The organism is Mycolicibacter engbaekii, from assembly GCF_002101585.1.
Taxonomy (GTDB): domain Bacteria; phylum Actinomycetota; class Actinomycetes; order Mycobacteriales; family Mycobacteriaceae; genus Mycobacterium; species Mycobacterium engbaekii.
In genome coordinates, this window is the sequence record NZ_LQOT01000038.1 from 1 (window position 1) to 2,581 (window position 2,581).

General features: G+C 58.5%; 1 protein-coding gene, 1 pseudogene and 1 other annotated feature. Of the genes and pseudogenes, one reads left to right on the forward strand and one right to left on the reverse strand.

Annotated features, from left to right (window positions below):
* Positions 1-215: 215 nt before the first annotated feature.
* Positions 216-1,317, forward strand: a pseudogene (locus AWC02_RS11190) (IS3 family transposase).
* Positions 503-631 (forward strand) — a sequence feature (AL1L pseudoknot). (Overlaps the previous pseudogene by 129 nt.)
* A 175-nt stretch (positions 1,318-1,492) precedes the next feature.
* On the opposite strand, the gene AWC02_RS21635 reads toward AWC02_RS11190, so the two are convergent.
* Positions 1,493-2,395: a hypothetical protein gene (locus tag AWC02_RS21635; RefSeq protein ID WP_133055628.1), complete on the reverse strand. Its 903-nt coding sequence runs from the start codon at positions 2,393-2,395 to the stop codon at positions 1,493-1,495.
* Positions 2,396-2,581 lie beyond the last annotated feature (186 nt).

Consider the following 2,581-nt stretch of genomic DNA (forward strand, 5'->3'; position numbering starts at 1 on the left):
TAGCATCCAGCATGACTCGTTGATCACCACGCGTGACTCACGCCGATCCGAAGTCCACCACCCCACGGGGCACTATCGCGCATGGACCAAAGTTAAATCCCCCCCCCCCGGCGTTTCCGGACGCTCACGGGTTTGAGAACTCAGCGATCTTCTGGGTTCGGTACTGAATCCCTTCGGTGAGTCTGGAGGCTCCACTTCTTGTGAAGGATGGACTCATGTCAGAAGGTTCTCCGCGTAGGTACCCGGCCGAGTTGCGTTCACGTGCGGTGCGCATGGTTGCCGAGGTCCGTCACGGGTATCCGTCGGAATGGGCAGCGATCGAGTCGGTGGCGTCCAAGCTGGGCATCGGGACCGCGCAGACTTTGTTGACCTGGGTCCGCAAGGACCAGGTCGATGCGGGCAAGCGCCCCGGTGTCACCTCCGAGATGGCGGAGGAACTGCGGCGGCTTCGCGCCGAGAACCGGGAGCTCAAGCGAGCTAATGAGATTCTGAAGTCGGCGTCGACTTTTTTCGCGGCGGAGTTCGACCGCCGGCCTCGTTGATCTGCACCTATATCGACCAGAACAAGGACCGCTTCGGTGTCGAGCCGATCTGCCGGGTGCTGACCGCACATGGCGTCAAGATCGCACCGAGCACCTACTACGACGCCCATGCCCCGAGGCCGCTCGGCCCGAGCTGCCCGCGACGAGGACCTCAAACCCCAGATTCGACAGGTGTTTGAGTGCAACTACCGCGTCTACGGGGCCCGCAAAGTGTGGCTGGCCTTAAACCGCGACGGTGTGGCGATGGCCCGCTGCACCGTGGAACGGCTGATGCACGACATGGGGCTGCGCGGGGCGCACCGGGGCAAGGTTCGGCGCACGACCATCCCTGATCCGCAAGACGCCAGGGCACGTGATCTGGTCCTGCGCCAGTTCAACCCGCCCGCACCGAACCGGCTGTGGGTGGCCGACACGACCTACGTGTCGACCTGGTCGGGTTTCGTCTACGCCGCGTTCGTCATCGACACCTACTCCCGACGGATCGTGGGGTGGCGCACCGCTACCACGATGACCAGCGCGTTAGTGCTTGATGCGATCGAGCACGCGATCTGGACCCGCCAACCAGATCAACGGCCTGTACAAGACCGAACTGATCAAGCCCCGCGGCCCGTGGCGCACCATCGACCAGGTCGAAGTCTCCACCCTGGAATGGGTGGACTGGTTCAACCACCGCCGCATCAACAGCTACTGCGCCGACATACCACCATCCGAGCACGAAGCCCCCTACTACGGTCAGTACCGAACCCAGAAGATCACTGAGTTCGCAAACCCGTGAGCGGCCGGAAACGCCGGGGGATTCACGGAGACATCGAACGCCGTTGGCTCTGAGCGGAGACGTCTGGCGCGAAGTTTCGGATCCAATGCCTGCGAAGACTGCATCATGGAAGCCACAGATTCCGGGGACCACTTAGGAGTGCGGATGAAATAACAACGGATAAGTGTTCACTACACTATCCCCACCAGTTGGTAACCAAAGTGTCGAGCGCACCCAACGCAGTCCCGAATACACCGAATGCCGTGCCAGCAACCTCAAGAGCTGGAATTCCTTGAGTTACCAAGGCGGCGCCGGAAAATAGGAATTGTGGCATCTGAATCCATACATGCGTCGCATCCAGTGGGTCGCCGGCCAGATAGCCATCCCAATGCGACGCGAACTCGGTCGCCAAAGACAGCATCTCGCCCGCGCTGAATATTTCACCGATAGGTCCGAAATTAAGGCCGACCGTCTCGCCGAACTGAAGCATTGGCCCGATAATGCCATAGATGGCATCGGCAAGGAAAATGCTGGCGTCATGCGGGCCGTAATTGCTTGTCGGGTTTAACAGGGATTGGAGGAGATCATAGGAAGAAAGATCGGGATGCGGAGTAAATAAGGCGTCTAAACCTGGCCCTAAAACACCGTACGCACTGCAATCTCTTTCCCAACAGTAGAGCCATTGATAGTACTCAGGCCACGAGCTCGGATGAGTTGGATTCTCGGGATCAACCTCTAAGCCGTAACCCTGATCCGCCAGGAAATTCGCTCCAAGTAGATTGAACGTAAGTTGCGAAGGGTTCAGGGGGTAATTAGCTTGATCGGTGATACCGAGATAATACCAATGCGCGAAGTCGTTCTGTATGAACAAGTAATATTCGGCGGTTGAGCCGAAACTCGGGCGATAATATGAACTAGCAAGGCCGAAATCGTAATACCAGAGGAATGCAGTCCATATGTCATCCGCATCCAGGTTTGGATTCTCATACACGTAAGAATAGGCGTCATCATAGCCCGGGAATGGGAATGGGTCAGTTGCACCCTGATAATCATTAAGCAACTCGACAGGAATCGCCGAGGCGGCCTCCGCCGGCGCCAACTCTGCGCACGCTAACGGGATCAAGAATCCAGCCAACACTGGCACCATCGCAACAGCGACACGTGGCGAAAGGCTTGGACTACAGCTTCGCCTGAACTTGCCCTCCAGTAGGTTGCGTCCAGCAGAGTGGTGTACGAGCTGGGCCGGCTGGTGAGGTCCGGCGTGTCGTAGCCGAATGATTGAAGG